The following is a 25131-nucleotide window of genomic DNA, read 5'->3' as shown; positions in this document are numbered from 1 at the left end:
TTGACGATCTTGACGGCTAATCAGGGCCAAACGGGCGGACCGGAACGCCGAATTAGCGGTCTTAGGCATGCCTAACCTAATCTCGGGCCGTGAACGAGAATGATCTCGACGCGGCGTCACGGCCGTTCTCCTCCCCTGCCCTCCATGGCTCCCAGGCGGCCCCGGCGGCCCCGGCCGCCCCCGCCCCCCGGCCGCCCCGGCTCCACCTCCTCGCCCGCAACCCCACCGACTCCGTCACCGAGGGCTTCCTCCCCGCGGCGGCTCGGCTCGGCCTCGCGGTCACCCTCCTCACCGACCAGCCGGAGGCCCATGAGCGTGCCTACGGTCGACGGGAAGAAGACGGTGCGCCCCCGCACTCCTTCCCCGCCCTCGACATCGTCCCCTGTGACGTACGGGACTACGCCGAGGTCATCAGCCGTATCGCCGCCGACGGCCGCCGCCCCCGCGCCGTCTTCACCAACAGCGACCACCTCCAGGCCCAGGCCGCCCTCGCCGCCCAGTACTTCGGCCTCCCGGGCAAGGACTGGCGCGCCGCGCTGCGCACCAAGAACAAGGCCGAGCTGCGCCGCGCCCTCGCCGCCGCGGGACCGGACGTCGCCGACCCCGTCTGGTCCGCCGAACTCGCCACCGGCCAGGACCCCGCCGCCCTCGCCGGGCTCGACGCGCCCTACCCCTGTGTGCTCAAACCGCGCGAGGGCGTGGCCAGCGAGGACGTCGTCCTCGTCGCCGACGCGGATGAACTGGTCCGGCGCTGCGCCGAGATACGGGAGCGGCGGCCGGGCGCGGCCCTGGTCGTCGAGGAGTTCCTCGACGGCGAGCTGCGCACCCTCGAAACCCTCGGCGACGGCCGCACCCTCCACGTCCTCGGCGCCTTCCGCACCGAGCTCTCGCCGCCCCCGCACTTCATCGAGGAACGGCTGCACCTGCTGCCCGCCCCGCCGCCGCAGCCGCACACCGACCAGGTGCTGGCGCAACTGCGGGCGCTGGGCGTCGGCTTCGGCGTATGCCACACCGAGTACGTCGTCCAGGGGGACCGGGCCCGCCTCATCGAGGTCAACTACCGTGCCATAGGCGACCAGTGCGACCTCGTGCTCGCCGAACTCCTCGGCATCCCCCTCTTCGAGTACGTCCTCCGTACGCATATGGGCGAGCCGCTGCCGGACGACCTCGGCGCGCGGACCGACGGCAGGGTGCGCATGGAGTACGTCATGGCCGACCGCGCCGGGCGGCTCGCCTCCGCCCCTCCGGCCAGTGTGACCGAGCACGACGGCGTACGGCTGGACTACCGGCCGCTGCGCGGGATCGGCGAGGAGCACTCGCTCCACCGCACCAACCGCGACTTCCTCGGCGTGCTCCGGGCCACCGGCACCGACCAGGGGCGGATCGACGCGGCGGTGGCGCGGTTCCTCGCGGCCCACCGATGGGAGATCGTGTGACGGAGGAAGCGGAGCTTCTCGGACGGGTGCTCGACACGCTCCTCCGAGAGGACGCCTACAAGCTGCGCAGCCACGCCGTCCCGGTGCGGCGCGCCGACGGCGACTGGCTGCGCATTCGCATCGCGCTCAAGGGGCTTGAGGGGGGCGAGAGCGTGCTGCTCCCGGTGGAACCCGAAGGCTTCCAGTGCGACATCCGCACCCGCCGCCCGGTCCGCCTGCTCTGCGTGCCCGTGCCCGTGCCCGCGCCCGTGCCCGCGCCCGGCGAGCAGGCCCTGGCCCCGCCGGGTGGCGCCGAGCCTGGCCCGCCCGGCCCCGGTTCTGCTGAGGGCCACCCGGGCTCGGGCGCTCACGCGACGTCGGCCGTGCCCGGCCGCCCGTGCGTCACAGGGGCGGCATCGGGCGTCGTCGGCCGGGACCGCGTCCGGGACGAGGGCGGTGGCGGGGTCGCGCCACCGTCCGCGCCCGGTCCGGGTGGCTCGTCCGGCCGTCCGCCCCGGGCCGTGCTCACCGGGCTCGATGCCGTCCTCGGGCGGCTGCGGGGTGCCGTGCCCGACGAGGACCGCGCGCTCTACGACGTCTTCGTGGCGGAGTGCCGGCAGGCGCTCGACGCCATGCGGCTGCACACCCGCGTGCGGCCCCGCGTCGTCGCCGAGTTGGGCGCGCGGTACGGGGAGCGGTGGGGCGGGATGGCCGGGGCCCTCGCGTATGACACGCTCGCCGCCTTCCGCGACCATCCGGTCTATCCGACCAGCCGGGGGCGGGCCGTCTTCAGCGAGGAGCAATTACGCGCCCACGCACCCGAGTTCCACCCCACCTTTCCGCTGCGCTGGCTCATCCTCCCGCGCGAGGCGGTGTCCGGGGATCCGGCGCGGCTGCCCGACTGGTGGCCCACGCCCGGCGACCTCGACCTCGACCTCGACCTCGGGCTCGACCTCGGGCTCGGGCTCGGGCCGGGCGACGGGCAGCTCGCCCTCCCCGTGCATCCGCTCACCCTCGGCCCCCCGCTGGAGAACGCCCTCCGCGCGGCCGGGCTCCAAGACGTCGCCCGGCTCGCCGAGCGCCCCCTGCTGGACGTACGGCCCACCCTCTCCATGCGGACCGTGGCCGTCGCCGACGACCTCGCCGCCGACCCCCTCGTCCACCTCAAGCTGCCCCTCACCACCTCCACCCTGGGCCGGCGCAACCGGCGGACCGTCAAACCCGGCACGCTGATCGACGGCGAAGTGGCGCAGCGGCTCGTGGAGGCCGTGATCGAGCGCGAGCCGAGGTTCGGCGCCACCGTGCTGCTCGCCGACGAGACCACCCACCTCCACGCCGGACACGAGCTGCTCGCCACGCTCGTCCGCCGCTACCCACCCGGCCTGGAGAACGCCACCATCGTGCCGCTGGCCGGGCTCCTCGCGCCCGCCCCGGACGGCACGCTCGTCATCGACGGGCTCGCCGAACGCCACTACGGCGGGGACGTCCTCGCCCTGCTGGACGACTACCTCACGCTGCTGTTCGACTTCCACACCACCCTCTTCGCGTACGGCATCGCGCTGGAATCCCATCAGCAGAACACCTCGCTGGTCTTCGAGGGCGGCAGCGCGAACGGCGGTGCGGTGCCCCGGCTCCGGCTGCTCATCAAGGACCACGACGGCCCCCGCGTCCACGCGATACGCCTCGCCGCCATGGTCGGCGGAGGACCGGCCGCCGACCTGTGCGGATTCGACGACCGCAGGATCCTGACGTCAGGCGACGGGCCGGTGGCCGATGTGTTCACCACCATCACCGTCCACCTCTGCGCCGCCGCCCCCGCCTTCGAGCTCGCCCGCCTCGGCCGGGCCCCGCTCGACACCCTGCTGCGGCGGCTGCGCGACCGGCTCACCGACGCCGTCGACCGGCTCGCCGTCACCCGGCCCGGCGCGGCCGCCGCGCTGCTGCGCAGCCGGGTGCTGGACGCGGACCGGCTGCCGGTCAAGGCGATGGTCACCGCCGGCACCTTGTTCACCAAGGAGCGCTCGGGCGCCGCCGACATCAACAAGCACTACGTCACCGGGCCCAACTATCTGCTGCGGGGACGCGGCAGATGACCGCCGCGCCCGATCCGCCCCCGCCCTCGAACCGAACCCCGGAACCCCCGTACCCCTCCTCGCACTTCCCTCCGTACCTCTCTCCTCCGCACCCGTTGGAGCCGCTCCATGCCCATGACCTCCTCGCCCGCCGCGACCGTGGCCTCCGCCGACCACGCCACCGCCCACACCCTCCTCAACTGTCTGCTCCGTGAGGTGTCGGGACCGGAGCACCAGACCGTCGTGGCCGACGGATGGCTGCGGCTGAGGCTGCCGCGCTGCGGAGTGCTGCTGCGCGTCGGGCTGCGGCGCACCTCCCTCATCGGGGCGCACCGCTTCACCGGGCCGGTCAGCGAGGAGCGCGACGGTACGTGGGCCGAGGTGTCCTGGCGCGGGCTGGCCGAGCGGATCCACCGGGAGCTGCAGCTGCGCACGGGGGTGCACAACGACGAGTTCCTGGGCCAGGTCGCCTCCAGCCACGCGGGGATGACGGCCGCCCGGGAGTCCCTGGAGGCACTGGAGTCCCTGGAGGCACTGGAGGACCGGAGCGCCATGAGTGACCGCGCCGACCGCCCCGACCGCGCCCAGGACCTCTACCTCGCCTCCGAGCAGTCCCTCCTCTTCGGCCACCGCTTCCACCCCACCCCCAAGGCCCGCACCGGCAGCGCCGACTCCTGGTCGCGGTTCGCCCCCGAGGCCGGGGCGCGCTTCCCGCTGCACCACCTCGCCGTACGCCAGGAGTACGTGCGCGAGGAGTCGGCGCGGCCCGGGGCGCTCGCCGCGCTGGACCGGCAGGGCGCCGTTCCCGAGGGCTACCGGCTGCTGCCCGCGCACCCGTGGCAGTACGCGATGCTGCGCGAACACCGGCTGCTGCGGGCGGCCATCGCCCGGGGCGAGGTGCTGGACCTCGGGCCGGGCGGCGCGGAGTTCGCGCCGACCGCGTCGGTCCGTACGCTCTACGACGGCCGGGACTTCCTCAAGTTCAGCCTGAACGTGCGGATCACCAACTGCCTGCGCAAGAACGCCGACTACGAGCTGTCCGGCGCGGTCGCCCTGACCCGGCTGCTGGAACCGGTCGCCACCGATCTCGCCGCCCGCTTCCCCGGCTGTGAGCTGCTGCGCGAGCCCGCGTACCGGACGCTGGACCTCGACAGCGACCTCGACAGCGACAGCGACAGCGACAGCGACAGCGGCGACAGCGGCGACAGCGGCGACGGCGGCGGCGACGGCGGCGACCGTCAGCTGATCGAGGGCTTCGGGGTGATCGTCCGCGAAGGGCTGGCCGCCCGGCTGCGGCCCGGCCTGACCGCGCTGCTCGCGGCGGCCGTCGCCGATGAGTACCCGACCAGCGCCGCCCAGATCTCCCGGCTCCTCCCCGACGCCGGCCCCGACCGGCTCTCCGCCTGGTGGCAGGCGTATCTGGACCTGCTCGTACCGCCCGTACTGGCCGCCTACTTCGACCACGGCGTGGTCCTCGAACCCCACCTCCAGAACGTCGTCATCGGCGTCGACCCCGCCGACGGCACCCCGCGCCAGGTGCTCTTCCGCGATCTGGAGGGCACCAAGCTGGTGCCCGAGCACCACACCGCCGCGCTCGCCGCGCTGCCCGAGGCGGTGGCCCGCCCGCTGACGTACGAGCGGGAGCGCGGCTGGGACCGGGTGGTGTACTGCCTGCTGGTCAACCACATCGCCGAGATGGTGGCCGCCCTCGCCGACCGCTGCCCGGGTCTGGAGCCCGCGCTCTGGTCGGCGGTCCGCCGGGTGCTGTGCGAGCGCTCGGCGGCCCATGACCACCCGCCCGCGCTGCGCGCCCTCGTGGCGGGCGTGCCGCTGCCCGCCAAGGCCAACCTCCTCACCCGCTGGGGCCGCCGGGCCGACCGCCACGCGGGCTATGTCCGTATCGCCAGTCCGCTCGCCTCCGCCCTGCTGTCCGAGGCGGCCCACGTCATGCACCCCGGGAGCAGCCGTTGATCACCTCCGCCGTCCGTACCCTCGCCACGGAACTCACCGGCGACGACCTGCCCGCCTACGTCTACGACCTGACCGCGCTCCGCGCGCACGCGCGGGCCGTACGGGACGCGCTGCCGCCGGGCCTGGAGCTGTACTACGCCGCGAAGGCCAACCCGGCGCCCGCCGTCCTCCGGGCCCTCGCGCCCCACGTCACCGGCTACGAGGTCGCCTCCGGCGGTGAGGTGGACCATGTTCGCGCGGCCGTGCCCGGGGCGCCGCTGGCCTTCGGCGGGCCGGGCAAGACCGAGGGGGAGCTGCGGCGGGCGCTGACGCTGGGTGTGGAGCGGTTCCATGTGGAGAGCGAGCAGGAACTGCGGCTGCTGGCCGGGGCGGCGGAGGACGCGGGGATCGACACCGTGGACGTCCTCCTGCGCGTCAACCTCCCCCTGGACGGTGAGCGGGTGGACGGCGAAGGGGTGCTCGGCGCGGCGCTGGGCGGCGCGGCGCTCGCCATGGGCGGCCGCCCCAGCCCCTTCGGGCTCGACCCCGAGGCCGTGGAACGCTGCCTCCCCCGGCTCTCCCCGGGCGGCCCGCTCCGCCTGCGCGGCATCCACGCCCACCTCGCCAGCGGCCTCGACGCCCCGGCGCAGGTCGCCGTGGCGGCGGCGATCACCGACTGGGCGCGGAAGCTGTCCGAACGCCACGGCCTGGGCCTCACCGAGGTGAACGTCGGCGGCGGGATGGGCGTGGACTACGCCCACCCCGACCGCCGCTTCGACTGGGCCGCCTACGGCCAGGGCATGGCGGACCTCGCCCTGCGCCACCCCGGTCTCACCCTGCGGATCGAGCCCGGCCGGGCGCTGACCGTCTACTGCGGCTGGTACGTGACCGAGGTGCTGGACATCAAGCACAGCGGCGGCGAGGCGTTCGCGGTGGTGCGCGGCGGCACCCACCACATCCGCACCCCCGCCACCAAACAGCACGACCAGCCCTTCCAGGTGCTCCCCACGGACACCGTGTGGACCCGGCCGTGGGCGCGCCCGGCCGTACGGGACGAGCCGGTCACGCTGGTCGGCCAGCTGTGCACCCCCAAGGACGTGCTGGCCGGGCGGATCCCGGTCGCGGAGCTGCGGGTGGGGGACCGGGTGGCCTTCGCGATGGCGGGCGCGTACGCGTGGAACATCTCGCACCACGAGTTCCTGATGCACCCCCGGCCGGGCTTCCACTACCTGGAGGAATGAGGGCGGAGAGCGGTCACTCGGCGGGCCGGGGCTCGCCCCGGTAGGTGCCGAAGGACCACTTGTTGCCCTCCGGGTCGGCGATGGCGAACTCACGGCTGCCGTAGGGCTGGTCCTCGATCGGCCGGAGCACCCGCACACCGGCCGCCGTGAGCCGCTCGTACAGCGCGTCGACGTGGTCGGTGACGACGTACGCCCCGAAGGTGCCCGGCTCCAGGCACCAGGTCTTGGTCTCAGGGTCGTACGAGCCGAGCATGACGCCGCCGCCCTCGGGCCAGTCGAGCTGGGCGTGGGCGACGCGGTCGCCGTCCTGGTAGACGGCCGTGCGCAGGAAGCCGACCGTCTCGACCAGGAAGTCGATCAGGGCGACGGCGTCATGGGCCTGGAGTGTGGGCCAGATGGCGGGTTCGCGCTGCTGTGTCTGCTGCTGGTTCGGTGCGGTGTTCATGGGCTCTACTCTTCGCCGTAGAGATGGCCCCCGGCTTGGATATTCCGGCACTCTTCGGCCAGCCAGGCGGTCGGGCTCACCCCGGTGTACTGACGGAAGTCACGCACCAGGTGGGAGTGGTCGAAGTAGCCGCAGTCGGCGGCGACCCGGGCCAGATCCGGCGCCCGGCCCGCCGCGATGGCCCGGACCACCGCGTTCCTGGCGTGCTGGAACCGCATGAGCCGGGCCGCCTGCTTGGGGCTCAGCCCCGTCTCGGCGCGGAACACGCTGGTCAGCCGGCGCGGGCTGAGCGACACATGCTCGGCGAGGCCCGTCAGCGTCCCGGCCCCCCGATGCCGGGCCAGCCAGGCCCACGCCTCGCCGACCTCGCTCCGCACCGGGTTTCGGTCCTCGCCCTCGGCCGCGCGCTCCCGCAGATACGCACCGAGCGTGGCGAACCGGTCCTCCCACGCCTGCTGCTCGCACAGCCGCTCGTGAATCTCGGTGGCCCGCTTGCCCAGCACATCCGCCCCGGAGGTGACCAGATCGTCGTCAGAGGCGAGCGCACCGGCCGGAAGCCCCAGCAGCGTGCGCGCCGCCAGCGGATGCACCGCGAGCTGCACTCCGGCCTCGCGGCCGGGCTGGACGATATACGCCGGTCGCTGGTGCAGGCCGCCCACGACGATCTCGGTCCGCGAGGCATCGGGCCCCCGCGCCTGCTCGGGCGTGACGCCGCCGACGACGGGCCCGTCGAGGGAAAAGATCAGCGTCAGATAGGGCGAGGGCAGCCCCCGGTGCAGCGTCGGCGCCGCCCCCTGGGACCGATAGCCGACCGCCGTCACCACCATCCCCCCGAGCCCATGCCCGAGCCCGCCCCTGGCCCGCACGAACTCCTGGCTGCTCATGCGCCCAGTATCACCCGCCCCTCTGACAGCTGGCCCGACGCCTGCGGCGGGCTGTTCCCCTCCCCGCCCCTTCCCACAACTGGGGCTCCGCCCCAGCCCCCGCTCCTCAATCGCCGGAGGGGCTGGAAGCCCCCTGGAGGGGCTGGAAGGCGGGGCTCCGCCCCAGGCCCCGGGGTCCGGGGGCGGAGTCCCTGGTATCGGGAAGGGGCGGGGAGGGGAAAGATCCGCCTGGCCGCTGAGAGCGGCTACGCTGCGAGCTCATGACCGTGACCCACGATCGTGCGCAGATGCTGCCGGAAGAGTTCGAGGCGTGCGCGCGGCTGGCGGCCCGCGCGGCGGAGGGGACGCGGTGGGAGTTCCTCAACGGGAAGATCGGGGTTACGCCGAGACCTGATGGCGGCCATGGGCGGATCATCCAGTGGCTGGCGCGGATCTGCATTCAGGCCCATCCCGAGCTGTGGCTGCATGACCAGGGCCTCAAGGTCGAGACGTACCGCAACGGCCACGCCCGCCCCGATGGGACCCTCGCCCACAGTGACGCGTTCGTCGGCCATGGGGAGTGGGCCGACGCCGATTCCGTCCTGATGGTCGTGGAGGTCACCTCGTACGACTCCGACACCGACCGCAGGGACCGGGTGGAGAAGCCACGCGCCTACGCCGAGACGGGCATTCCGGTGTATCTGCTGGTCGACCGGGAGGCCGGTGAGGTCACCGTGTTCAGCGAGCCCGACGGGGTCCGGTACGAGACCACCAAGACCGTGCCGTTCGGCAAGCCGCTCACGCTGCCCGCACCGGTCGGCGTGACGCTGGACACCGAGCCGCTCCAGGACTGGGTGCGCTGAGGGCTCTGGCTCCGGGGGTTGCGGTGGCCTGGAATGATTCCGTGGCATGTACACCGTTACCCTCTGGGAGTTCGCCGCGCTCGCGGCGGCATCCATACTCGTCGGCTTCTCGAAGACCGCCGTCAGCGGCGCCAACACCGTCAGCCTCGCGATCTTCGCGGCGGTGCTTCCGGCCCGGGAGTCGACCGGTGTGCTGCTGCCCCTGCTGATCGTCGGCGATGTGCTCGCCGTGCGCACCTACCGTCGCCATGCGCACTGGGGGACCCTGGTGCGGCTGTTCCCCGCCGTCGCGGCCGGAGTCGCGGTGGGGACGGTGTTCATGCTGTGGGCCGGAGACGCGGAGGTGCGGACCTCCATCGGCGCGATCCTGCTGCTGATGGCGGGCGTCACGATGTGGCGGCGCCGCGCGGCCGCCCGGGTGGCGGCCCCGGAGGCCCCGGCCGCCGACGGGGCGGGCGCACGGCTCAAGGCCGGTTCGTACGGGGTGCTCGGCGGCTTCACCACGATGGTGGCCAACGCGGGCGGCCCCGTGATGTCGCTCTACCTGCTCTCCGCCGGCTTCCGGAAGCTGGGCTTCCTGGGCACCTCGGCGTGGTTCTTCCTGATCGTCAACGTCGCCAAGGTGCCCTTCAGCGTCAGCCTCGGCCTGATCGACGGCCGCTCCCTGCTCCTGGACGCGCTGCTGGTGCTCTTCGTCCTGCCCGGTGCGTACATCGGTAAGGCGTGCGTGGACCGGATCAACCAGAAGCTTTTCGAGCGGCTGGTGATCGCGGCGACGGTGCTGGGCGGACTTCAGTTGCTGCTGCGCTGAAGGACCACATCGGCGAAGTTCGCCGCCAGCCGCCGTGCCGTACGTACGGACTCCGGCTCGACCCGCTCGGCCTCGGCCCGGAGCGTGCGCAGGTCCAGGCCCGCGTCGGCCAGGGCGGCTTCGTCCCAGCCGTCGAGGCGGTCCGCCCCCACCTCCGGATGAAACTGCACGCCCCAGGCCCGTTCGCCCATCCGGAACGCCTGCACCGGACAGGCGTCGCTCGATGCGAGCCAGACGGCGCCGAGGGGAAGCGCGGTGATCTGGTCACGATGGTTCTGAATGGCCCGGAACTCACGCGGTACCCCGGCGAACAGTGCGTCGGCGTCGGCCTCGGGCCGCAACCGCACGGCACATGAGCCCCGTTCGGGCCGACCGTGATCGCCGAGCACTGTCCCACCCGCCGCGACGGCGAGCACCTGGGCCCCCAGACAGATCCCCAGCAACGGGACGCCCTCGGCGATGGCACGCCTGGCGAGTTCCCGTTCGGCCGGTAGCCAGGGCGCGTACGCGTCGGCATCCGGCAGGAAGCCACCACCGAGCAGGACCACCGCGTCGAACCCCTCCGGGGACGCGGGGGCCGACGCGCCATCGGTTTCGACGACCGTCAGCCCCATCTCCCCCCACCACGGCCGCAGTCGCCCTGGCCCACTGCGTTCCGCGTTGCGGACGACGAGGAGGCGGCTCACATACCTGCCTTCTCCTTCAGGCCCGCTATGAAGGTGCTCCACGAGCCGTTCGGGAATATGAGGACGGGCCCGTCGGGGTCCTTGGAGTCACGTACGGGGACGACGCCGGGGAGGTTGTCGGCGACCTCGACGCACATCCCTCCGTCGTTGTTGCTGTAGCTGCTCTTACGCCAGGCGGTGGTGCTCAGGTTTGGTGTCGTCGCCATGAGTCCAGTCCTTCATCGCAGCTCGGATCATCGCCTCGGAGTCACGGGGCGAGAGGGCCATGGCCCGTAGCAGATCGTAGTTCTTCCGGAGCTTCGCAACTACGTCCTTATCTTCGATGATCGTCCCGAAGTGACTGCCTTCCTTGTAGGCCAGCATCGGCCCGTCCGGCAGCGTGTAGAGCGTGAGGGAATTGCCCGCTTCCACATGATGGCCCGCACTGAACGGCAGGACCTGAAGGGTCACGAACGGATGCGTCCCGCGCTCAAGCAGGGACTCCATCTGGCGCTGCATCACCTCCGGTCCTCCCGCCGGGCGGCGCAACGCCGCTTCATCCACGATGAACCAGCACTCCGGCGGATGAGGCTGATCCAATCGTGCCTGCCGGTCGAGGCGAGCCTTGACCAACGCCTCGATTTCCGCGTCCGGAGCGTGGCGGTGTCCGATCCGCAGCGACTCCCTCGCGAGTTCGGCGGTCTGGAGTAGCCCAGGGATGGTGACGCACGTGTACTCCTCGACCACGATCGCCCGGCTATCCACCTCAGCAACTCGTCGGTACTTCCCCGGGAACGGCTCGTTCTTCGCCAGCGCATACAACCGCGCGAACATCCCATCTGTCCCAAAGCACGCATCCAGCTTCGACGGAAGGTCGTCGTACGGCAGGGACTCGGCCGCCTCGATCCGGGCCAGATGCGATTTGCTGTAGTTCAGCACCTCGGACAGCCGCCGTAACGACATGTCCGCCTTCTCTCGGTGGCGGCGGATCTCCGCGCCGAAGAGGTCGCGTGCGGAGCGGTCGGGAAAAAGTTCGCGTGGCTGGAACGGCATGGTGCATCCCCTCTTGTCCCGCGATCTTGGCTGGGACTTGTCGCCTCTTTCCAGCCTACGCGCCGGAACGCAACGGTGTGTGCACACAACGTAATTGGCCGAACCGGAAAGACAGGTCAACGTGTTCTCACACACCGAATCCACCGCTCCACGGATGACGATGCGCGTCTACCGCGTCTCGCCGGACGGCGCGGTCGTGACGCAGGAGCTGGGCAGGGTCGTCGTGGTGGTCAAGGACAAGCTCGAACCCCTGCGGTCCAGCCAGTACCCGCCCTGCCGCTGCCCGCGCCATCGAGGGAGTGCGGACCTGTAATGCAGCTGCATTATGCATGCAGTGCTGCTAAAATGCAGCACATGACCGCTCTAACCATCCGCGATGTACCGGACGACGCCCTCGCCACGCTGAAGGCCCGCGCCGCACAGGCTGGCAAGTCACTCCAGGCGTATGCGCTGGACGTCCTCGTCGGCGAAGCCTCCAGGCCCACCCTCGCCGAGGTCGCGGCCCGCGCCGAAGCCGAGGCCAGTGCCAGCCTGAGCGCATCGGACGTGCTCGCCGCGATCGACGACGCAAGGGCGGGCCGTTGATCGTCATCGATTGCTCCGCGCTCGTCTTCTTCCTGACGGACGAGGGCCCCGTAGGGCATGGGGTACGTCAACGGGTCGCGAAGGAAGACCGGCTCGCCGCACCCCACCTGCTCGACTACGAGATCATGTCCGCGTTGCTCGGTCTGGCGCGCGGGCGACGCGGTGGTGATCCCAAGCTGAACGAGAAGCAGCTTCGCAAGGCCGTGGCGACCTATCGGGACCTGCCGATCGACCGGCATGAAACGCTGATCCTGTGGGAGCGAGTCAAGGGCTTGTCGAGCAACCTGTCCGCCTATGACGCCCAGTACGTCGCGCTTGCCGAAAGCCTGGGTGTCCCGTTGATCACCAGTGATGCCAGGATCAGCAAAAGTGGTGCGGGGCGGTGTGAAGTCGAGACGTTCGACGCACGTTTCTGACTAAGAGGCGTCCACGTGGCCGACCCAACCGGACGGCCGGACACGCGGACGACGCGTCTCGTTCACCTTCCGGGCCGGCCTCTATCCCTGAGCCTGCCGGGCGGAACCCCGAAACAGGTGGCCACAGCTCTCACGCAGGACCAGCTCCGTGGGGATGGTCACCCGCACCCCCGGTTCGGGGGTGCGTTCCAGCTGGTCCAGCATCAGGCTCAGACAGCGGCGGCCGATCTCCGCGAAGTCCGTACGGACCGTGGTGAGCGGGGGGAGCAGATGCGCGGCCTCGGGGATGTCGTCGTAGCCGACCACGCTGACGTCCTCGGGGACCCGGCGGCCCGCCTCGTGGAGAGCGCGGAGGACGCCCACCGCCATCTGGTCGTTGGAGACGAACACCGCCGTGGCGTCGGGGTCGTGGGCGATACGGCGGCCCAGGTCGTAGCCCGAGTCCGCGCTCCAGTCGCCGAAGAGCGGCTCGTGCGCCTCCGCGCCCGCGTCCTTCAGGGCGGCCCGCCAGCCGTCCACCCGCGCCTCGGCGGCGATCCAGCCGACCGGGCCCGCGATATGGCGGACCGTGCGGTGGCCGAGGCGCAGCAGATGCTCCGTGGCCTGGCGGGCGCCCGACGCGGAGTCGCCCGCGACGACGGGGAAGCGGGCGCCGAAGCTCTTGTCCAGGGTGACCATGGGCCTGCCGTGGTCGGCCTCGACCAGGGCCTCGCCCACCGAGTGCTGCGGGGCGATCGCGATGATGCCGTCCGCGCCCTGGCCGAGCAGCCGGTCGACCGCGCCCCGTACCGCCGCCTGGTCGGCGGCGGTGAGCGCGATCGTGCTGACCAGGTAACCGGCCTCCTGCGCGGCCTCGTTGATGCCCGCCAGCGTGGCGGCCGGGCCGAAGCGGGCCGCGTCGAAGGAGATCACGCCGAGGGTGCGGCTGCGGCCGCTGGCCAGGGTGCGGGCGCTGGCGGTCGGGCGGTAGCCGAGTTCGCGCATGGCGGCGCGGACGCGTTCGCGGGTCTCGGGGCGGACCCGGGGATGGTCGTTGAGGACGCGGGAGACGGTCTGCCCGGAGACCCCGGCGCGGCGGGCGACATCGGCCATCACGGCCCCGCCGCCCGCCGTCGCCCGGCGCCGCCGGACGCGCTGGGGCCCGCCCGCCTCATCCTCCGGCTCGCTCCCCATGTGCTTCACCTCGTCCGTCTCAGCCCTCGTCCGTCCAGCCCAGGTCCGGCTCGTCCGTCAGCCTTACCGTCCGCGTCGTCGCCGCGTGCAGCTCCAGCAGGACCAGCTCGTTCGTCCCCGGCCGCAGCACCGGCGCGGGCACGTAGAGGCGGCGCTGCGGGCCGCGCGACCAGTAGCGGCCGAGGTGGAAGCCGTTGACCCAGGCCACGCCCTTGGTCCAGCCGGGCAGGGCGAGGAACGCGTCGGCGGGGGTGTCCACCGTAAAGGTGCCACGGTGGAAGGACGGACCGGCGACGGGGGTGTCCGTGCCACGGAAGGGCAGTTCGGGGAGGTGGTCCAGGGGGAGCGGGTGGCAGGTCCAGTTCTCCAGGGGCTCGCCGTCGAGGGTGACCGGGCCGGTGATGCCCTTGGGGTCGCCGATGCGCGGGCCGTAGTTCGCCCGGCCCATGTTCTCGACCAGGACGTCCAGCCGGGCCCCGTACTCCGGGCTCCGCACATGCAGCGTGTCCTCGTGGCGCTCGCGCTCCAGGACGCCCGCCGGGGCGCCGTTGACGAAGACCTGCGCCCGGTCGCCCACCCCGCCCGTGAAGTGCAGGACGCGGTCGCCGAGCGCGGGCAGCTCCGTGCCGTAGAGGACGAAGCCGTACGCCTGGCCCAGCCGCTCCATGGTGGGCGGGTCGGTGAACCGCTCGCCGGGGGACAGGAATTCGGCGCAGACCAGGGCGTTCGCCGAGTCGGTCAGGCGCACTTCGGTCGGCGGCAGCTTGGGCGACGGCTCCGGTATGGGCTCGTCGGGTACGGCGGCGTGGCGGGCGATGACATCGCGGAACGCGGCGTACTTGGGGCCCGGGTCGCCGCATTCGGTGAGCACCGCGTCGTAGTCGTAGGAGGTGACGGCGGGGGTGTAGGCGTGGTCGTGGTTGGCGCCGGCCGTGAAGCCGAAGTTGGTGCCGCCGTGGAACATGTAGATGTTCACCGACGCGCCCGCCGACAGCAGCGTGTCCAGGTCCGCGGCCGCGTCGTCCGCCGCCCGTACGTGGTGCGGCTCGCCCCAGTGGTCGAACCAGCCGATCCAGAACTCCGCGCACATCAGCGGCCCGCTCTCCTGGTGGGCGCGCAACACCTCCAGCGAGTCGCCGATCCGGCCGCCGAAGGTGCCGGTGGCGAGCACTCCGGGCAGACTTCCGGCCGCCAGCTTCGACTTGCCGGCCCGGTCCGCCTTGTTCGCCTGGTCGCAGGTGAACAGCAGCTCCTCGATGCCGCGGGAGCGCAGCGCGTCGGCCAGCCGCGCGAGATAGGCGGTGTCGTCGCCGTATGCCCCGTACTCGTTCTCCACCTGGACGGCGATCACCGGGCCGCCGCGCGCCGCCATATGGGGAGCCAGGGGCGGCAGCAGCAGATCGAGGTACGCGTCCACGGCGGCGGTGAAGCGGGGGTCGCGGCTGCGCGGGCGCAGGCCCGGCTGGGCGGTCAGCCAGGACGGCAGCCCGCCGCCCTCCCACTCGGCGCAGATGTACGGCCCGGGACGCAGCAGTACGCGCAGCCCCTCGGCGTGGGCCAGCTCCAGGAAGCGGGGGAGGTCGAGCAGGCCGTCGAGGTCCAGGGTGCCGGGGGCGGGCTGGTGGAGGTTCCACGGGACGTAGGTCTCCACGGTGTTGAGCCCCAGCAGCCGCGCCTTGCGCAGCCGGTCGGCCCACTGGTCGGGGTGGGTGCGGAAGTAGTGGAGGGCGCCGGAGAGGATCCGGAAGGGCTCGCCGTGCAGCAGGAAGCCGTCGTCGGAGAGCGTCAGGGCGGGCGGGACGGCGGGCATGGGGGTCAGGAGGTCCTTTCGGCGGCGGGGGCGGGCTCGTCGGGTGGTGTCGGGATTTCGGGTGATGACGTAGGGAGTACGGACGGGGCCGCGGCCCGGATCAGCCATCCCGTGGTGATCAGGCACACCGCGGAGATGGCGCAGAGGATCAGCGGTACGGCGCGGACGCCCGCGAGTTCGATCGCCTTGCCGAGCGCGGGCGGTGCGGCGACCCCGCCGACCATCGAGGCCGCCATGACCAGCGCCCCGGCCCGGTGGGCGCGCGGTGCCGCCCGGAGCAGCCAGGGCAGCCCGGTGGGGAAGATCGGCGCGATGAACAGCCCGGCGCCCGCGTACGCGTACGGGGCCGCGGCGGGGATCGCGGCCAGCAGCAGACACCCCGTCATCCCCGCGCAGCTCACCGCGATGATCGCCTGGGCGGACCAGCGGAGGGCGAGCGGGGCGACGAGGAAGCGGCCGACCGTCATCATCAGCCAGAAGGCGGAGGTCGCGGAGGCGGCGGCGGTCGCTCCGTAGCCGACGGTCTCCAGGTGGGTCGGCTCCCAGCCGCCGACGCCGGATTCGATGCCGACGTGGAGCACGTAGAGGACGACGAAGGCGCCGAGGATGGTGGCGAGGCCGCGGGCGCGGACGCGGTGGTGTGCGCCGGTGTCTTCGGCCGTGGCTTCGCTTGTGCCGGTGTCCCCGCCGCGCGGCGGGGCCTCGTCGCGCACCCCGGCCAGGCACAGCAGCAGGGGCAGCGTGAGCGCGGCGAAGCCGAGGAAGACGGCGGGGTAGTGGGCGGCCCCGACCAGGCCGATGAGGGCCGGGCCGAGGACGGCGCCGATGCCGAAGTGGGCGTTGAGGATGTTGAGCATGGCGGCGCTGCGGCGCCCGAAGCCGACGGCGAACAGCTGGTTCAGCCCGTAGTCGATGCCGCCGAAGCCCAGCCCCGCGAGGAGCGCCAGAGCCAGGGCGAGCGGCCAGGTGGGCGCGAGCGCGAACCCGGCCGCGCCGCCCGCCATGAGCAGGTAGGACCAGCCGAGCAACCGGCGGTTGCCGATCCGGCCGAAGAGCCGGTCGAAGACGAGGACACCCGCGACCGCGCCGATGAAATGCGCGCTCAGACCGACCCCGGCCGCCGACGGCGACAGCCCGTAGGTGTCGCGCAGGGCGGGGATCGACGGCCCGTGGAGCGCCTGGAGCGCGCCGATGAGGACGAAGCCGACGCAGGAGGCGGCCACGGCGGCGCGGCTGAAGAGCTGGCGGTTGAAGAGCTGTTGGGGAGGTGGCGGTGAGGGGGTGCTCGTTGGTTGCTCCAAGGAGTCCACGAGGGGGAGTGTTACCGCTAACATCAAGGCCGTCAAGGGTGTTTGGCGGCCTGCTCCCAGGGCGCTGCCAGGGCGCCGCCAGGGCGCTGCGGGGTCCGGCGGTTCGTTCCCCTCCCCGCCCCTTCCCGCAGCACCGATATGCCGCGGGAAGGGGCGGGGCGCCCCGGAGAACCAAGCCTGGAAAATGGGCTGCGGAGGGGGCCGGGCCTTGCCACGCTGTGCGGATGGACCGTCAACGGAGATCCCATCTCGCGCACGCCGACCATCCGATCGCCGCCCCGATCGCCGACGAGTCGGTGGCCCGGCTGCTCGACCGGGCCGTGGCGGACGAGGCCGACCGCGCCCTCGACCTCGGCTGCGGAGGTGGCGAATGGCTGCGGCGGCTGCTGGTCCGCTATCCGTGGATGCGCGCCGAGGGGGTGGACATCCACACCGCGGCTCTGGAGCAGGCACGCGAGGCCGCGGAGGAATCCGAGGTCGCGGACCGGCTGGTCCTCCATGAGATGGACGCCGCGGTCTTCGCCTCGGCGCACCGCTTCGACGTGGTGCTGAGCGTCGGCGCCGCGCACGCCTTCGGTGGCCTGCTGCCCACACTCGCGGCGGCGCGCGAACTCCTCACCCCGGACGGCCATGTCCTGGTGGGCGACGGCTTCTGGGAGCGCGAACCCGACGCCGCCGCCCTCTCCGCGCTGGGCGCCACGTGGGACGACTACGCGGATCTCGCGACCACCGTGGACCGTGTCGTCGCGGACGGCTGGACGCCGGTCTACGGCCACGTCAGCACGGCCGGGGAGTGGGACGACTACGAGTGGTCCTGGACCGGCTCCCTCTCCCGCTGGGCCCTGGACCACCGCGAGGAACCCGACGCCCTGGACACCTACAAGGTCGCCGCCGAGCACCGCTCCCAGTGGCTGTCCGGCTACCGCGGCACGCTGGGCTTCGTCACGCTCGTGCTGCGGCGGAGTCCCTGACACGGGCGTTGTCAGTGGTCGATGCGACCATCTCGGCATGGGTGCAGAGAGCTCGACCACCGCCTACTGGGACGCCGCCGCGGCGGGCTTCGACGATGAGCCGGATCATGGGCTGCGGGACCCGGTCGTGCGGGAGGCGTGGGCCGGGCGGCTGCGGGGGTGGTTGCCCGGGCGGGCCGTGGATGTGCTCGACCTCGGGTGCGGCACGGGGAGCCTGGCGTTGCTCGCGGCCGAGTGGGGGCATCGGGTGACGGGGGTCGATCGGTCGCCGCGCATGGTCGAGCTGGCGCGGGCGAAGCTGGCCGGGACGGGGGCCGGCGTGATCGTCGGGGACGCGGCGGAGCCGCCCGTGGGGGAGGGGCGGTTCGATGTCGTGCTGGTGCGGCATCTGCTGTGGATGCTGCCGGATCAGCGGGCGGTGCTGCGGCGTTGGGTGCGGCTGCTGCGGCCGGGCGGGCGGCTGGTGCTGATCGAGGGCCGGTGGGGCGAGGCCGAGCCCGTCGGGCTGACCGCCGCCGAGCTGTCGGCGCTGGTCGGGCCGTTGACGGAGCGGCTGTCGGTCGAGCAGCTCGCGCTGGACGCGGCGCTGTGGGGGCGGGTCGTGCGCGACGAGCGGTATGCCCTGGTGGCCGATCTCGCGCCGGTGCGGCGGCATCGGGAGATCGTGGACGTCCATCTGATCCTGCGCCGGGGGACCGATGTCCTCCTCGCCCGACGCGCGAACACGGGCTATGCGGATGGGCTGCTGCACGCCCCGTCCGGGCATGTCGAGGACGGTGAGGACGTGCGGGCCGCGATGGTCCGGGAGGCGGCCGAGGAGATCGGGGTCGGGCTGGCCCCGGATGCGGTGCGGGCCGTGCTGGTGCTGCAGCACAAGGCGCCGACCGGGGACGCCCGTACGGGGTGGTTCTTCGAGGCGGAGGTGTCGGACGGCGGGCGCGAGCCCGTCAATCGGGAGCCGGAGAAGTGCTCCGAGCTGGGCTGGTTCCCGCTGGACGCGTTGCCGGACGACATGGTGGCGTACTGCCGCGCGGGCCTCGAGGCGTATCGCGCGGGGCACCGCTTCGCCCTCCACTGGCATGAGCCGGACGACCCCATCGGGTACGCCCCCGAGGGGCCCGGCCGGCTGACCCCGCTCTGACGGTCACAGGTTATGGGACGTTGTCCCGTTTCGTTAGACTCGGCCGCGAAGGGAGGGTGCGGTGAACGACAACGACCGAGACGCGGAGCGCGCGGCCCGGCCCAAGCGGGCGGACGCGCGGCGCAATGAGCAGGCGCTGCTCGAGGCCGCCGCCGCGGTGTTCGTCAGCTCGGGCGTGGAAGCGCCGATACGCGATATCGCGGCCAAGGCCGGGGTCGGGACGGCCACGATCTACCGCCACTTCCCGACCCGGGCGGACCTCATCGTCGCCGTCTACCGGCACCAGGTCGAGGCCCTCGCCGAGGCCGGTCCGGCCCTGCTGGCGAGCGGCGAGACCCCGCACACCGCACTGGGCCGGTGGATCGACCTCTTTGTCGGCTTCCTGGTCACCAAGCATGGCCTCGCCGCCGTGTTCCAGTCCGACGATCCCTGCTTCGACCCCCTGCACTCCTACTTCATCGACCGGCTCCTGCCCATCTGCGATCAGCTGCTCGACGCCGCGGTCGCCGCGGGCGAGATCCGCTCCGGCCAGGACGCCTACGAGCTGATGCGCGGCGTCGGCAGCCTCTGCGCGGGAGCCGGCAACAGCTCCCGCTACGACGCACGCCACCTCGTCGGGCTGCTCATCTCGGGGCTGCGCCAACCGCGCTGACGCGGCTACGCCGAGAGCTCGCGTACGTAGCGCCACTCCGTGGCCGCCGGTTCGTAGCCGAACCACTTGTTGACCGCCGGCATCGGCCCGTTGTCGCCGTCGTTGCCGGTGAACGCCTCCCGGCAGCCGGCCGAGCGGGCGCGGCGGAGCGAGTCGTTCTTGGTCAGCTTGGCCAGGCCGCGGCCGCGGAAGGCGCGGCGGGTGCCGGTCATACCGGACCAGTAGCGGCCCCGGCCGTCCGTGTGGGCCACGCTGTAGGCGGCCACCGCGCCGTCCACCACCGCCACCGACGTCAGCTCGCGGTCCAGCGCGGGGTGCTCCCAGTTCAGGGCCAGCCACTCGGCGTACGGCGGCGTCGCCGTGTCCACATCGCCCGGCTCGTCCGCCGTGCACTCCACATCCGCCGCGTACAGCGGCCGCGGATCGTCCGCGAAGTCCGCGGCCGTGCGCAGCTCCACCCCGTCCGGGAGGCCGCCCGCGCCCAGCGGCGGCAGCTCCGCCGCCGTCAGGTCCAGCCGCTGCACACGGGAGCAGCGGCCGCGCCGATAGCCACGCCGCTCGGCGAAGGTCACCGAAGACGCCTCGTCCAGCGTCCAGGAGAAGATCTTCGCGGTGCCCAGCCCGGACAGATACTCCTCCGCGGCGGTCACCAGCGCCGACCCCACGCCCCGCCCACGCGCTCCCGCGCCCACCGTCGTATCGGCGAACGCCTGCCCCGGCTCCTCGCTGTCGTGGAAGAGACCCACCTCGCTCGAGCCCACCACCCGCCCGTCCACCTCGGCGACCAGCAGCCGGTGGTGCTGTTCGACGGGCGCGCTCTCCGACGTCCAGACCACCGTCCGGGGCGTGGTCACCAGAAAGGGGAAGGCGGAACGTCGCGCCGCCGCCACGGCCTCCGCGTCGGTGGCCCGGAAATCGCGCACAGTCATGGTCATGGTTGCGCAGATTACGGCCTGTCAGCCCGGACCGCCCGATATTTCCGCAGCTCGTGGGCTAGGGGGCTTCTGATGGATCTCCGCGGCGTCGCGACGCCCGGCGCGACGCCGCGGAGATCCATCAGAAGCCCCCTAGATCACCGGGGTCATGCGGTTCCCCTCGGCCTGGCACACAATGGGTGCCACAAACACCGTCCCGCACCCATGCCCCAGGAGTCCCCACGTGGCCTTGCAGATCACCGTCGACCAGGACGCGGCGACCGCCCCCTTCGAGCAGATCCGCGCGCAGATCGCCGAGCTGGCCCGCTCCGGCACGCTTCCCGTGGGCTACAAGCTGCCCACCGTACGGGGCTTCGCCGAGGAGCTGGGGCTGGCGGCGAACACCGTCGCCAAGGCGTACCGGGCGCTGGAGGCGGACGGTGTGATCGAGACCCGCGGCCGCCACGGCACCTTCATCGCGGCGGCGGGCGACGCGACCCTGCGCCGGGCCGCCGAGGCCGCCCAGACCTACGCCCAGCGGGCGCGGCGGCTGGGCCTGGACCGCGCGGCCGCACTCGCCACCGTCGAGGACGCCCTGCGCGCGGTCTACGGCGACTCCGAGTGACTCGGCGGGGGTGACTCCTGGCTCCGGCGGTGATCCCGCCTGACATGCTGTCCCCCATGACCAGCGCGCTGCCCAACCCCATGACCGGCCGTACGACCAGCCGCAAAGCCCTCGTCCGGCGCCCCAGCCCCCGCCTCGCCGACGGGCTCGTCACCCATATCGACCGCACCCCGGTCGACCCCGCGCTGGCCCTGCGGCAGTGGGAGGTCTACGTCGTGGCGCTGCGCGCACACGGCTGGGAGACGATCGAGCTGCCCGCGCTGGACGACTGCCCGGACGGGGTGTTCGTCGAGGACACCATGGTCGTCCACCGGAACGTCGCGGTGATCGGCCGCCCAGGAGCCGAGTCCCGCAGGCCCGAGACCGCGACCGCCGAGGAGGCCGTGACCGCCCTCGGCTGCTCGCTGAACCGGATCCGCGAGCCGGGGACGCTGGACGGCGGGGACGTCCTGAAGATCGGCGACACCGTCTACGTGGGACGCGGCGGACGCACCAACGGCGACGGCATCCGTCAGCTGCGCGCCGCGCTGGAGCCGCTGGGCGCGCGGGTGGTGGCGGTACCGGTCAGCAAGGTGCTCCACCTGAAGTCGGCGGTCACCGCGCTGCCGGACGGCACCGTCATCGGCTATCCGCCGCTGGTGGACGACCCGGCCGCCTTTCCTCGCTTCCTCCCCGTCCCCGAGGAGTCCGGCGCCCATGTGGTGCTGCTCGGCGGCGGCAAGCTGCTGATGGCGTCGAGCGCGCCGCGCAGCGCCGAGCTGTTCGCCGACCTCGGCTATGAGCCGGTGCCGGTGGACATCAGCGAGTTCGAGAAGATGGAGGGCTGTGTGACCTGTCTGTCCGTACGGCTGCGGGGGCTGTACGGCTGACGTACGGCCGCGGGGGCTGTACGGCTGAGCAACTGGTCAGCCGGTCAGCCCCCGCGCCGTACCCTCCTCGGCGTACGGGGTCTCAGAGGTACAGCCCCGCGTTCGACTCCGCCGACTGCGCCGGCACGGCGGGCGGCCGGGTGCCGCGCCGCAGCGCGTACAGCTCCGCGAGCGTCGCCCCGTCCCGCCCGATCACACCTTCCCGGTCGTCGACCTCCCCACCGAGCCAGTTGACCGCCTCCGGCCGGGTCAGCTTGCCGACCTCGATCCGGGCCAGACACCGGCCGGGCCTGACCACCGCCGGGTGCAGCCGCTCCAGGTCCTCGTTGGTGGTCACCCCGACCAGCACATTGCGGCCCTGGCCGAGCAGACCGTCCGTCAGGTTCAGCAGCCGGGACAGCGCCTGACCCGCGGTGTGCTTGGCCTCGCCGCGGATCAGCTCGTCGCAGTCCTCCAGGAGCAGCAGCCGCCAGCGCCCCTTGGCCGTGCCGTCGTCCTCGCCGATCGCGATGTCCATCAGATAGCCCACGTCGGTGAAGAGCCGCTCCGGGTCCAGGACGCAGTCCACCTGGCACCAGTCCCGCCAGGAGCGGGCCAGGGTGCGCAGCGCCGAGGTCTTGCCGGTGCCGGGCGGGCCGTGCAGCAGCAGGAGACGGCCGGCGATGTCGTCCGGGGTGACCTTCATCAGCCCGTCCATCGCCTCGGCCACCGGCGCCGTGTAGTTGTCGCGGATCTCCTCCCAGGTCCCGGCCGAGATCTGCCGCGTGGTGCGGTGCGGGCCGCGCCGCGGCGAGACGTACCAGAAGCCCATCGCCACGTTCTCCGGCTGCGGTTCCGGCTCGTCCTCCGCGCCGTCCACGGCCTGGTGCAGCACCTTCTCGGCCAGGGCGTCGTCGACGGCGGTCACGGTCACATCCGCCCCCCGGTTCCACCGGGAGATCAGCAGGGTCCAGCCGTCGCCCTCGGCCAGTGTCGCGCTGCGGTCGTCGTCACGGGCCGCGCGCAGCACGGTCGCGGACGGCGGCAGCAGCGTCGCGCCCGACCTCACCCGGTCGACGGAGTGACTGCGGGCGTACGGCTGCTCGCCGGTCGCGAAGCGCCCCAGAAAGAGCGCGTCGACGACATCCGACGGCGAATCGCTGTCATCGACGTTCAGCCGGATCGGAAGGGACTTTTCGGCGGGTGTCGTAGGCAGGGTCTGCCTCCTGAGAACGGGGGGCCTGGTGCGTCGGTCAGCGCACCCGCCCCCATGATCCAGGACGGAGGGCGAGGGCGCACCAAGGTTTGTGGCCGTTTACCGAGCTGTTCCACGGAAGCCCACCGGAATGGGTGCGTTCCCGGATGCTCTCACCCGTTATGGGGCACTAGCTCCTTCTTCTGCGGAGATCCGGCAAAGGGCCCGAGGGAAGGGGGCGGGGCGGGTCGGCCGGATTACGGCGAAGGGGGCGCCGGCGGACCGGCAGACCCTGGGCGTCCGAGAGGCCGAGACGTGCTCGGTCGCTCGCGCGGCGGAGCCGCATGTCGATCACAGTCCTCGCGCTCGGCGCGCACTCTCCCTTTCGGCAGGGGCGCGCCCATTCGGCTCACTCGCCGGGCGCCCGGCGCCGGGCGAGGCGGCTGAGCAGCGCCGGCACCAGGATCAGCAGGCTCACGGCGCCCACCGCCGTCACCCCGCCGCGCGCCGACCACATCCGCAGCGCCAGCATCACCTCCGCCACCAGCAGATCCAGCGCGAGCGCGCCCGCCACCGCCAGCACCGGGCGGGTCAGCGCGTCCAGCCCGCGCAGCGCGCTGCCTATGGCCAGCGCGGGCGCCGCGAGCAGGAAGAACAGCGTGAACGGCGCCCGCAGCGGTGAGTGGACGTCGGCCAGCGCGAGTGCCGCGCCGAGGCCCGCGATGCCCACCGCGGCGCCCACGATCACCGGCAGCGAATCACCGCCCGCCGGTCTGTCGTCAGTGATGGTATGCATTGGCGGCTTTGCCCCCCGAAGCGCCGGATGCCGGGCTTCAATGTCGCGCGGTCGACGGATGCCGTCAAGACGGAGAAAGCGTGTGAACGGGCGCTGGGCGGGCGGCCGGTTGAGCCCTCGTCAGGGCTGGTCGCGCCGTGTGCGCCAGTCGTGAGTCGGCCGTGAGCCGGTCGTGAGCCGGTCGTGGGTCGGCCGTGGGTCGGTCGTGGGTCGGCCGTGTGCCGGGGCTGTCCGGGCGTCCCGTGATGACTCATCCGGATTCCATCCGACCCATGGACGTATCGGCCACGTATCGAAAGATTTTTGCCAACTACCCGCATAGATCGGCCGGTTGCGCGGGATGACATATCCATGTCACGCCGCTGCAATCGATCGATCCCCGCGACGTGACTGACGGTTTCGAACGCGATTGCCCATTTTTCGGGCTATCGCGCCTCACATCGGCACAGCAGTGATCCTGCTAGGGAGATCGAATGAAACTGTCCAGACTCACGGCGACGATGGGTGCGTTCGTCGTCGGTGCCGTCCTCGCCCTCACCGGGGCCGGTTCGGCCCAGGCCACAGAGAACAGCGCGGGCCCCGCCTATGTGGCGCTGGGCGACTCCTACTCATCCGGCGTCGGCGCGGGCAGCTACGACAGCGCCAGCGGCAGCTGTAAGCGCAGCACCAAGGCGTACCCCGCGCTCTGGGCCGCCTCGCACGCCCCCTCGAGCTTCAACTTCACCGCCTGCTCCGGGGCCAAGACCGGCGATGTGCTGAACAATCAGCTCGGCCCGCTGAACTCCGGCACCGGCCTCGTCTCCATCTCCATCGGCGGCAATGACGCGGGCTTCGCCGACATCATGATGACCTGCGTGCTGCAGTCCGAGTCCACCTGCATCAACGCGGTCAACAACGCCAAGAACTTCGTCCAGAACACCCTGCCCGGCAAGCTGGACCAGGTGTACAACGCCATCAGTGCCAAGGCCCCCTCCGCGCATGTCGTCGTCCTCGGCTACCCGCGGTTCTACAAGCTCAGCGGCTCCTGCATCGTGGGCCTCAGCGAGGCCGAGCGCGCCGCGATCAACAGCGGCGCCGATACCCTCAACTCCGTCACCGCCAAGCGCGCCGCCGACCACGGCTTCAGCTTCGGCGACGTCACCGGGACGTTCACCGGGCATGAGATCTGCTCCGGCAGCGCCTGGCTGAACAGCGTCACCATCCCCATCGACGAGTCCTACCACCCGACCGCCGCCGGCCAGTCCGGTGGCTACCTCCCGGTCTTCAGCTCAGCCGCCTGACCCGCGCTCGCCACCACTCGCAGGGCAGGAGGTCCCG

At 72.5% G+C, this 25131-nt stretch carries 26 protein-coding genes; 15 read left to right on the top strand and 11 right to left on the bottom strand.

The features are described 5' to 3' along the window. Positions 1-89: 89 nt before the first annotated feature. The 4 genes from NP777_RS26025 to NP777_RS26010 all read left to right on the top strand — a co-directional run bounded on the left by NP777_RS26025 (position 90) and on the right by NP777_RS26010 (position 6678). Positions 90-1436: an ATP-grasp domain-containing protein gene (locus tag NP777_RS26025; protein ID WP_256652616.1), complete on the top strand. Its 1347-nt coding sequence runs from the start codon at positions 90-92 to the stop codon at positions 1434-1436. Further along, on the top strand, positions 1433-3508 hold the full coding sequence (locus NP777_RS26020; protein ID WP_256652615.1) for an IucA/IucC family protein: 2076 nt from the start codon (positions 1433-1435) through the stop codon (positions 3506-3508). The genes NP777_RS26025 and NP777_RS26020 overlap by 4 nt, the downstream gene beginning before the upstream one ends. A 108-nt stretch (positions 3509-3616) precedes the next feature. After that, positions 3617-5458 (top strand): IucA/IucC family protein, encoded by a 1842-nt coding sequence (locus NP777_RS26015; RefSeq protein WP_256652614.1) that lies wholly within the window; start codon positions 3617-3619, stop codon positions 5456-5458. Then, positions 5455-6678 carry a type III PLP-dependent enzyme gene (locus NP777_RS26010; RefSeq protein WP_256652613.1) on the top strand — a complete coding sequence of 408 codons (1224 nt, stop codon included), beginning with the start codon at positions 5455-5457 and terminating at the stop codon, positions 6676-6678. Before NP777_RS26015 ends, NP777_RS26010 begins: the two co-directional genes overlap by 4 nt. 13 nt (positions 6679-6691) lie before the next feature. On the opposite strand, the gene NP777_RS26005 is transcribed toward NP777_RS26010, so the two are convergent. Both NP777_RS26005 and NP777_RS26000 read right to left on the bottom strand, forming a co-directional pair. Further along, a complete protein-coding gene (locus NP777_RS26005) occupies positions 6692-7123 on the bottom strand; it encodes a VOC family protein (protein ID WP_256652612.1) in 432 nt (143 codons plus the stop codon). Between the two features lie 5 nt (positions 7124-7128). Continuing rightward, complete coding sequence (locus tag NP777_RS26000; RefSeq protein WP_256652611.1) at positions 7129-8007, bottom strand: AraC family transcriptional regulator; 879 nt, start codon at positions 8005-8007, stop codon at positions 7129-7131. 260 nt (positions 8008-8267) lie between these two features. Between NP777_RS26000 and NP777_RS25995 the strand changes: the two genes are divergently transcribed. Together NP777_RS25995 and NP777_RS25990 are read left to right on the top strand one after the other, a co-directional pair. Next, positions 8268-8849, top strand: coding sequence for a Uma2 family endonuclease (locus tag NP777_RS25995; RefSeq protein ID WP_256652610.1), 582 nt, complete (start codon positions 8268-8270; stop codon positions 8847-8849). A 46-nt stretch (positions 8850-8895) separates the two neighbouring features. Then, a complete protein-coding gene (locus tag NP777_RS25990; protein ID WP_256652609.1) occupies positions 8896-9660 on the top strand; it encodes a sulfite exporter TauE/SafE family protein in 765 nt (254 codons plus the stop codon). On the opposite strand, the gene NP777_RS25985 is transcribed toward NP777_RS25990, so the two are convergent. From NP777_RS25985 to NP777_RS25975, 3 genes are read right to left on the bottom strand one after another with little or no spacing between them, the layout of a single operon-like run. Beyond that, complete coding sequence (locus NP777_RS25985; protein WP_256652608.1) at positions 9642-10346, bottom strand: type 1 glutamine amidotransferase; 705 nt, start codon at positions 10344-10346, stop codon at positions 9642-9644. The two genes, NP777_RS25990 and NP777_RS25985, sit on opposite strands and share 19 nt — an antisense overlap. Continuing rightward, positions 10343-10552 carry a DUF397 domain-containing protein gene (locus tag NP777_RS25980; protein ID WP_256652607.1) on the bottom strand — a complete coding sequence of 70 codons (210 nt, stop codon included), beginning with the start codon at positions 10550-10552 and terminating at the stop codon, positions 10343-10345. Before NP777_RS25980 ends, NP777_RS25985 begins: the two co-directional genes overlap by 4 nt. Beyond that, entirely contained in the window at positions 10512-11378 is an 867-nt protein-coding gene (locus NP777_RS25975; protein ID WP_256652606.1) for a helix-turn-helix domain-containing protein, read from the bottom strand. The genes NP777_RS25980 and NP777_RS25975 overlap by 41 nt, the downstream gene beginning before the upstream one ends. 154 nt (positions 11379-11532) lie before the next feature. Here NP777_RS25975 and NP777_RS25970 point away from each other — a divergent pair, with 154 nt between their 5' ends. From NP777_RS25970 to NP777_RS25960, 3 genes are read left to right on the top strand one after another with little or no spacing between them, the layout of a single operon-like run. Then, on the top strand, positions 11533-11691 hold the full coding sequence (locus NP777_RS25970) for a hypothetical protein (RefSeq protein WP_256652605.1): 159 nt from the start codon (positions 11533-11535) through the stop codon (positions 11689-11691). Between the two features lie 41 nt (positions 11692-11732). Then, on the top strand, positions 11733-11963 hold the full coding sequence (locus NP777_RS25965) for a FitA-like ribbon-helix-helix domain-containing protein (RefSeq protein ID WP_256652604.1): 231 nt from the start codon (positions 11733-11735) through the stop codon (positions 11961-11963). Then, on the top strand, positions 11960-12379 hold the full coding sequence (locus NP777_RS25960; RefSeq protein WP_256652603.1) for a type II toxin-antitoxin system VapC family toxin: 420 nt from the start codon (positions 11960-11962) through the stop codon (positions 12377-12379). The genes NP777_RS25965 and NP777_RS25960 overlap by 4 nt, the downstream gene beginning before the upstream one ends. Before the next feature lie 81 nt (positions 12380-12460). Here NP777_RS25960 and NP777_RS25955 read toward each other — a convergent pair whose 3' ends face one another. From NP777_RS25955 to NP777_RS25945, 3 genes are read right to left on the bottom strand one after another with little or no spacing between them, the layout of a single operon-like run. Beyond that, entirely contained in the window at positions 12461-13552 is a 1092-nt protein-coding gene (locus NP777_RS25955) for a LacI family DNA-binding transcriptional regulator (protein ID WP_391858577.1), read from the bottom strand. Between the two features lie 19 nt (positions 13553-13571). After that, positions 13572-15362, bottom strand: a complete 1791-nt coding sequence (locus NP777_RS25950) for a glycoside hydrolase family 35 protein (protein ID WP_256652602.1) — start codon at positions 15360-15362, stop codon at positions 13572-13574. A gap of 5 nt (positions 15363-15367) precedes the next feature. Continuing rightward, complete coding sequence (locus tag NP777_RS25945) at positions 15368-16663, bottom strand: MFS transporter (RefSeq protein WP_256652669.1); 1296 nt, start codon at positions 16661-16663, stop codon at positions 15368-15370. Between the two features lie 233 nt (positions 16664-16896). Between NP777_RS25945 and NP777_RS25940 the strand changes: the two genes are divergently transcribed. The 3 genes from NP777_RS25940 (at position 16897) to NP777_RS25930 (ending at position 19436) form a co-directional block, all read left to right on the top strand. Beyond that, complete coding sequence (locus NP777_RS25940; protein ID WP_256652601.1) at positions 16897-17643, top strand: SAM-dependent methyltransferase; 747 nt, start codon at positions 16897-16899, stop codon at positions 17641-17643. A 37-nt stretch (positions 17644-17680) separates the two neighbouring features. Continuing rightward, positions 17681-18784, top strand: a complete 1104-nt coding sequence (locus NP777_RS25935; protein WP_256652600.1) for a methyltransferase domain-containing protein — start codon at positions 17681-17683, stop codon at positions 18782-18784. Between the two features lie 61 nt (positions 18785-18845). Continuing rightward, entirely contained in the window at positions 18846-19436 is a 591-nt protein-coding gene (locus tag NP777_RS25930) for a TetR/AcrR family transcriptional regulator (protein ID WP_256652599.1), read from the top strand. A 5-nt stretch (positions 19437-19441) separates the two neighbouring features. On the opposite strand, the gene NP777_RS25925 is transcribed toward NP777_RS25930, so the two are convergent. Further along, positions 19442-20371, bottom strand: coding sequence for a GNAT family N-acetyltransferase (locus tag NP777_RS25925; protein ID WP_256652598.1), 930 nt, complete (start codon positions 20369-20371; stop codon positions 19442-19444). A gap of 223 nt (positions 20372-20594) precedes the next feature. On the opposite strand from NP777_RS25925, the gene NP777_RS25920 reads away from it, so the two are divergent. Together NP777_RS25920 and ddaH are read left to right on the top strand one after the other, a co-directional pair. Beyond that, positions 20595-20975, top strand: coding sequence for a GntR family transcriptional regulator (locus tag NP777_RS25920; protein ID WP_256652597.1), 381 nt, complete (start codon positions 20595-20597; stop codon positions 20973-20975). 80 nt (positions 20976-21055) lie between these two features. Continuing rightward, entirely contained in the window at positions 21056-21844 is a 789-nt protein-coding gene (ddaH, locus tag NP777_RS25915) for a dimethylargininase (protein ID WP_256652668.1), read from the top strand. A gap of 82 nt (positions 21845-21926) precedes the next feature. Here ddaH and NP777_RS25910 read toward each other — a convergent pair whose 3' ends face one another. Continuing rightward, the gene (locus NP777_RS25910) at positions 21927-23039 is read right to left on the bottom strand and encodes a DUF5925 domain-containing protein (protein WP_256652667.1); all 1113 of its coding nucleotides are present in this window, start codon (positions 23037-23039) and stop codon (positions 21927-21929) included. 388 nt (positions 23040-23427) lie between these two features. Beyond that, a complete protein-coding gene (locus NP777_RS25905; RefSeq protein ID WP_256652596.1) occupies positions 23428-23814 on the bottom strand; it encodes a DUF1616 domain-containing protein in 387 nt (128 codons plus the stop codon). 473 nt (positions 23815-24287) lie between these two features. Here NP777_RS25905 and NP777_RS25900 point away from each other — a divergent pair, with 473 nt between their 5' ends. Further along, the gene (locus NP777_RS25900; protein ID WP_256652595.1) at positions 24288-25094 is read left to right on the top strand and encodes an SGNH/GDSL hydrolase family protein; all 807 of its coding nucleotides are present in this window, start codon (positions 24288-24290) and stop codon (positions 25092-25094) included. The last annotated feature ends 37 nt before the right edge of the window (positions 25095-25131 follow it).

Source organism: Streptomyces rugosispiralis (genome assembly GCF_024505145.1).
In the GTDB taxonomy this organism is placed as follows: Bacteria; Actinomycetota; Actinomycetes; order Streptomycetales; family Streptomycetaceae; genus Streptomyces; species Streptomyces rugosispiralis.
This window is presented reverse-complemented; position numbering and strand designations above follow the sequence as displayed.

Excerpts from the sequence above, each read along its gene's own strand:
- ddaH (WP_256652668.1), top strand. The coding sequence starts at position 21,056 with ATGACCGGCCGTACGACCAGCCGCAAAGCCCTCGTCCGGCGCCCCAGC.
- NP777_RS26005 (WP_256652612.1), bottom strand. The coding sequence starts at position 7,123 with ATGAACACCGCACCGAACCAGCAGCAGACACAGCAGCGCGAACCCGCC.
- NP777_RS25905 (WP_256652596.1), bottom strand. The coding sequence starts at position 23,814 with ATGCATACCATCACTGACGACAGACCGGCGGGCGGTGATTCGCTGCCG.
- NP777_RS25940 (WP_256652601.1), top strand. The coding sequence starts at position 16,897 with ATGGACCGTCAACGGAGATCCCATCTCGCGCACGCCGACCATCCGATC.
- NP777_RS25900 (WP_256652595.1), top strand. The coding sequence starts at position 24,288 with ATGAAACTGTCCAGACTCACGGCGACGATGGGTGCGTTCGTCGTCGGT.
- NP777_RS25990 (WP_256652609.1), top strand. The coding sequence starts at position 8,896 with ATGTACACCGTTACCCTCTGGGAGTTCGCCGCGCTCGCGGCGGCATCC.
- NP777_RS25925 (WP_256652598.1), bottom strand. The coding sequence starts at position 20,371 with ATGACCATGACTGTGCGCGATTTCCGGGCCACCGACGCGGAGGCCGTG.
- NP777_RS25975 (WP_256652606.1), bottom strand. The coding sequence starts at position 11,378 with ATGCCGTTCCAGCCACGCGAACTTTTTCCCGACCGCTCCGCACGCGAC.
- NP777_RS25950 (WP_256652602.1), bottom strand. The coding sequence starts at position 15,362 with ATGCCCGCCGTCCCGCCCGCCCTGACGCTCTCCGACGACGGCTTCCTG.
- NP777_RS25955 (WP_391858577.1), bottom strand. The coding sequence starts at position 13,552 with ATGGGGAGCGAGCCGGAGGATGAGGCGGGCGGGCCCCAGCGCGTCCGG.
- NP777_RS25935 (WP_256652600.1), top strand. The coding sequence starts at position 17,681 with ATGGGTGCAGAGAGCTCGACCACCGCCTACTGGGACGCCGCCGCGGCG.
- NP777_RS25970 (WP_256652605.1), top strand. The coding sequence starts at position 11,533 with ATGACGATGCGCGTCTACCGCGTCTCGCCGGACGGCGCGGTCGTGACG.
- NP777_RS25980 (WP_256652607.1), bottom strand. The coding sequence starts at position 10,552 with ATGGCGACGACACCAAACCTGAGCACCACCGCCTGGCGTAAGAGCAGC.
- NP777_RS26000 (WP_256652611.1), bottom strand. The coding sequence starts at position 8,007 with ATGAGCAGCCAGGAGTTCGTGCGGGCCAGGGGCGGGCTCGGGCATGGG.
- NP777_RS25995 (WP_256652610.1), top strand. The coding sequence starts at position 8,268 with ATGACCGTGACCCACGATCGTGCGCAGATGCTGCCGGAAGAGTTCGAG.
- NP777_RS25965 (WP_256652604.1), top strand. The coding sequence starts at position 11,733 with ATGACCGCTCTAACCATCCGCGATGTACCGGACGACGCCCTCGCCACG.
- NP777_RS26015 (WP_256652614.1), top strand. The coding sequence starts at position 3,617 with ATGCCCATGACCTCCTCGCCCGCCGCGACCGTGGCCTCCGCCGACCAC.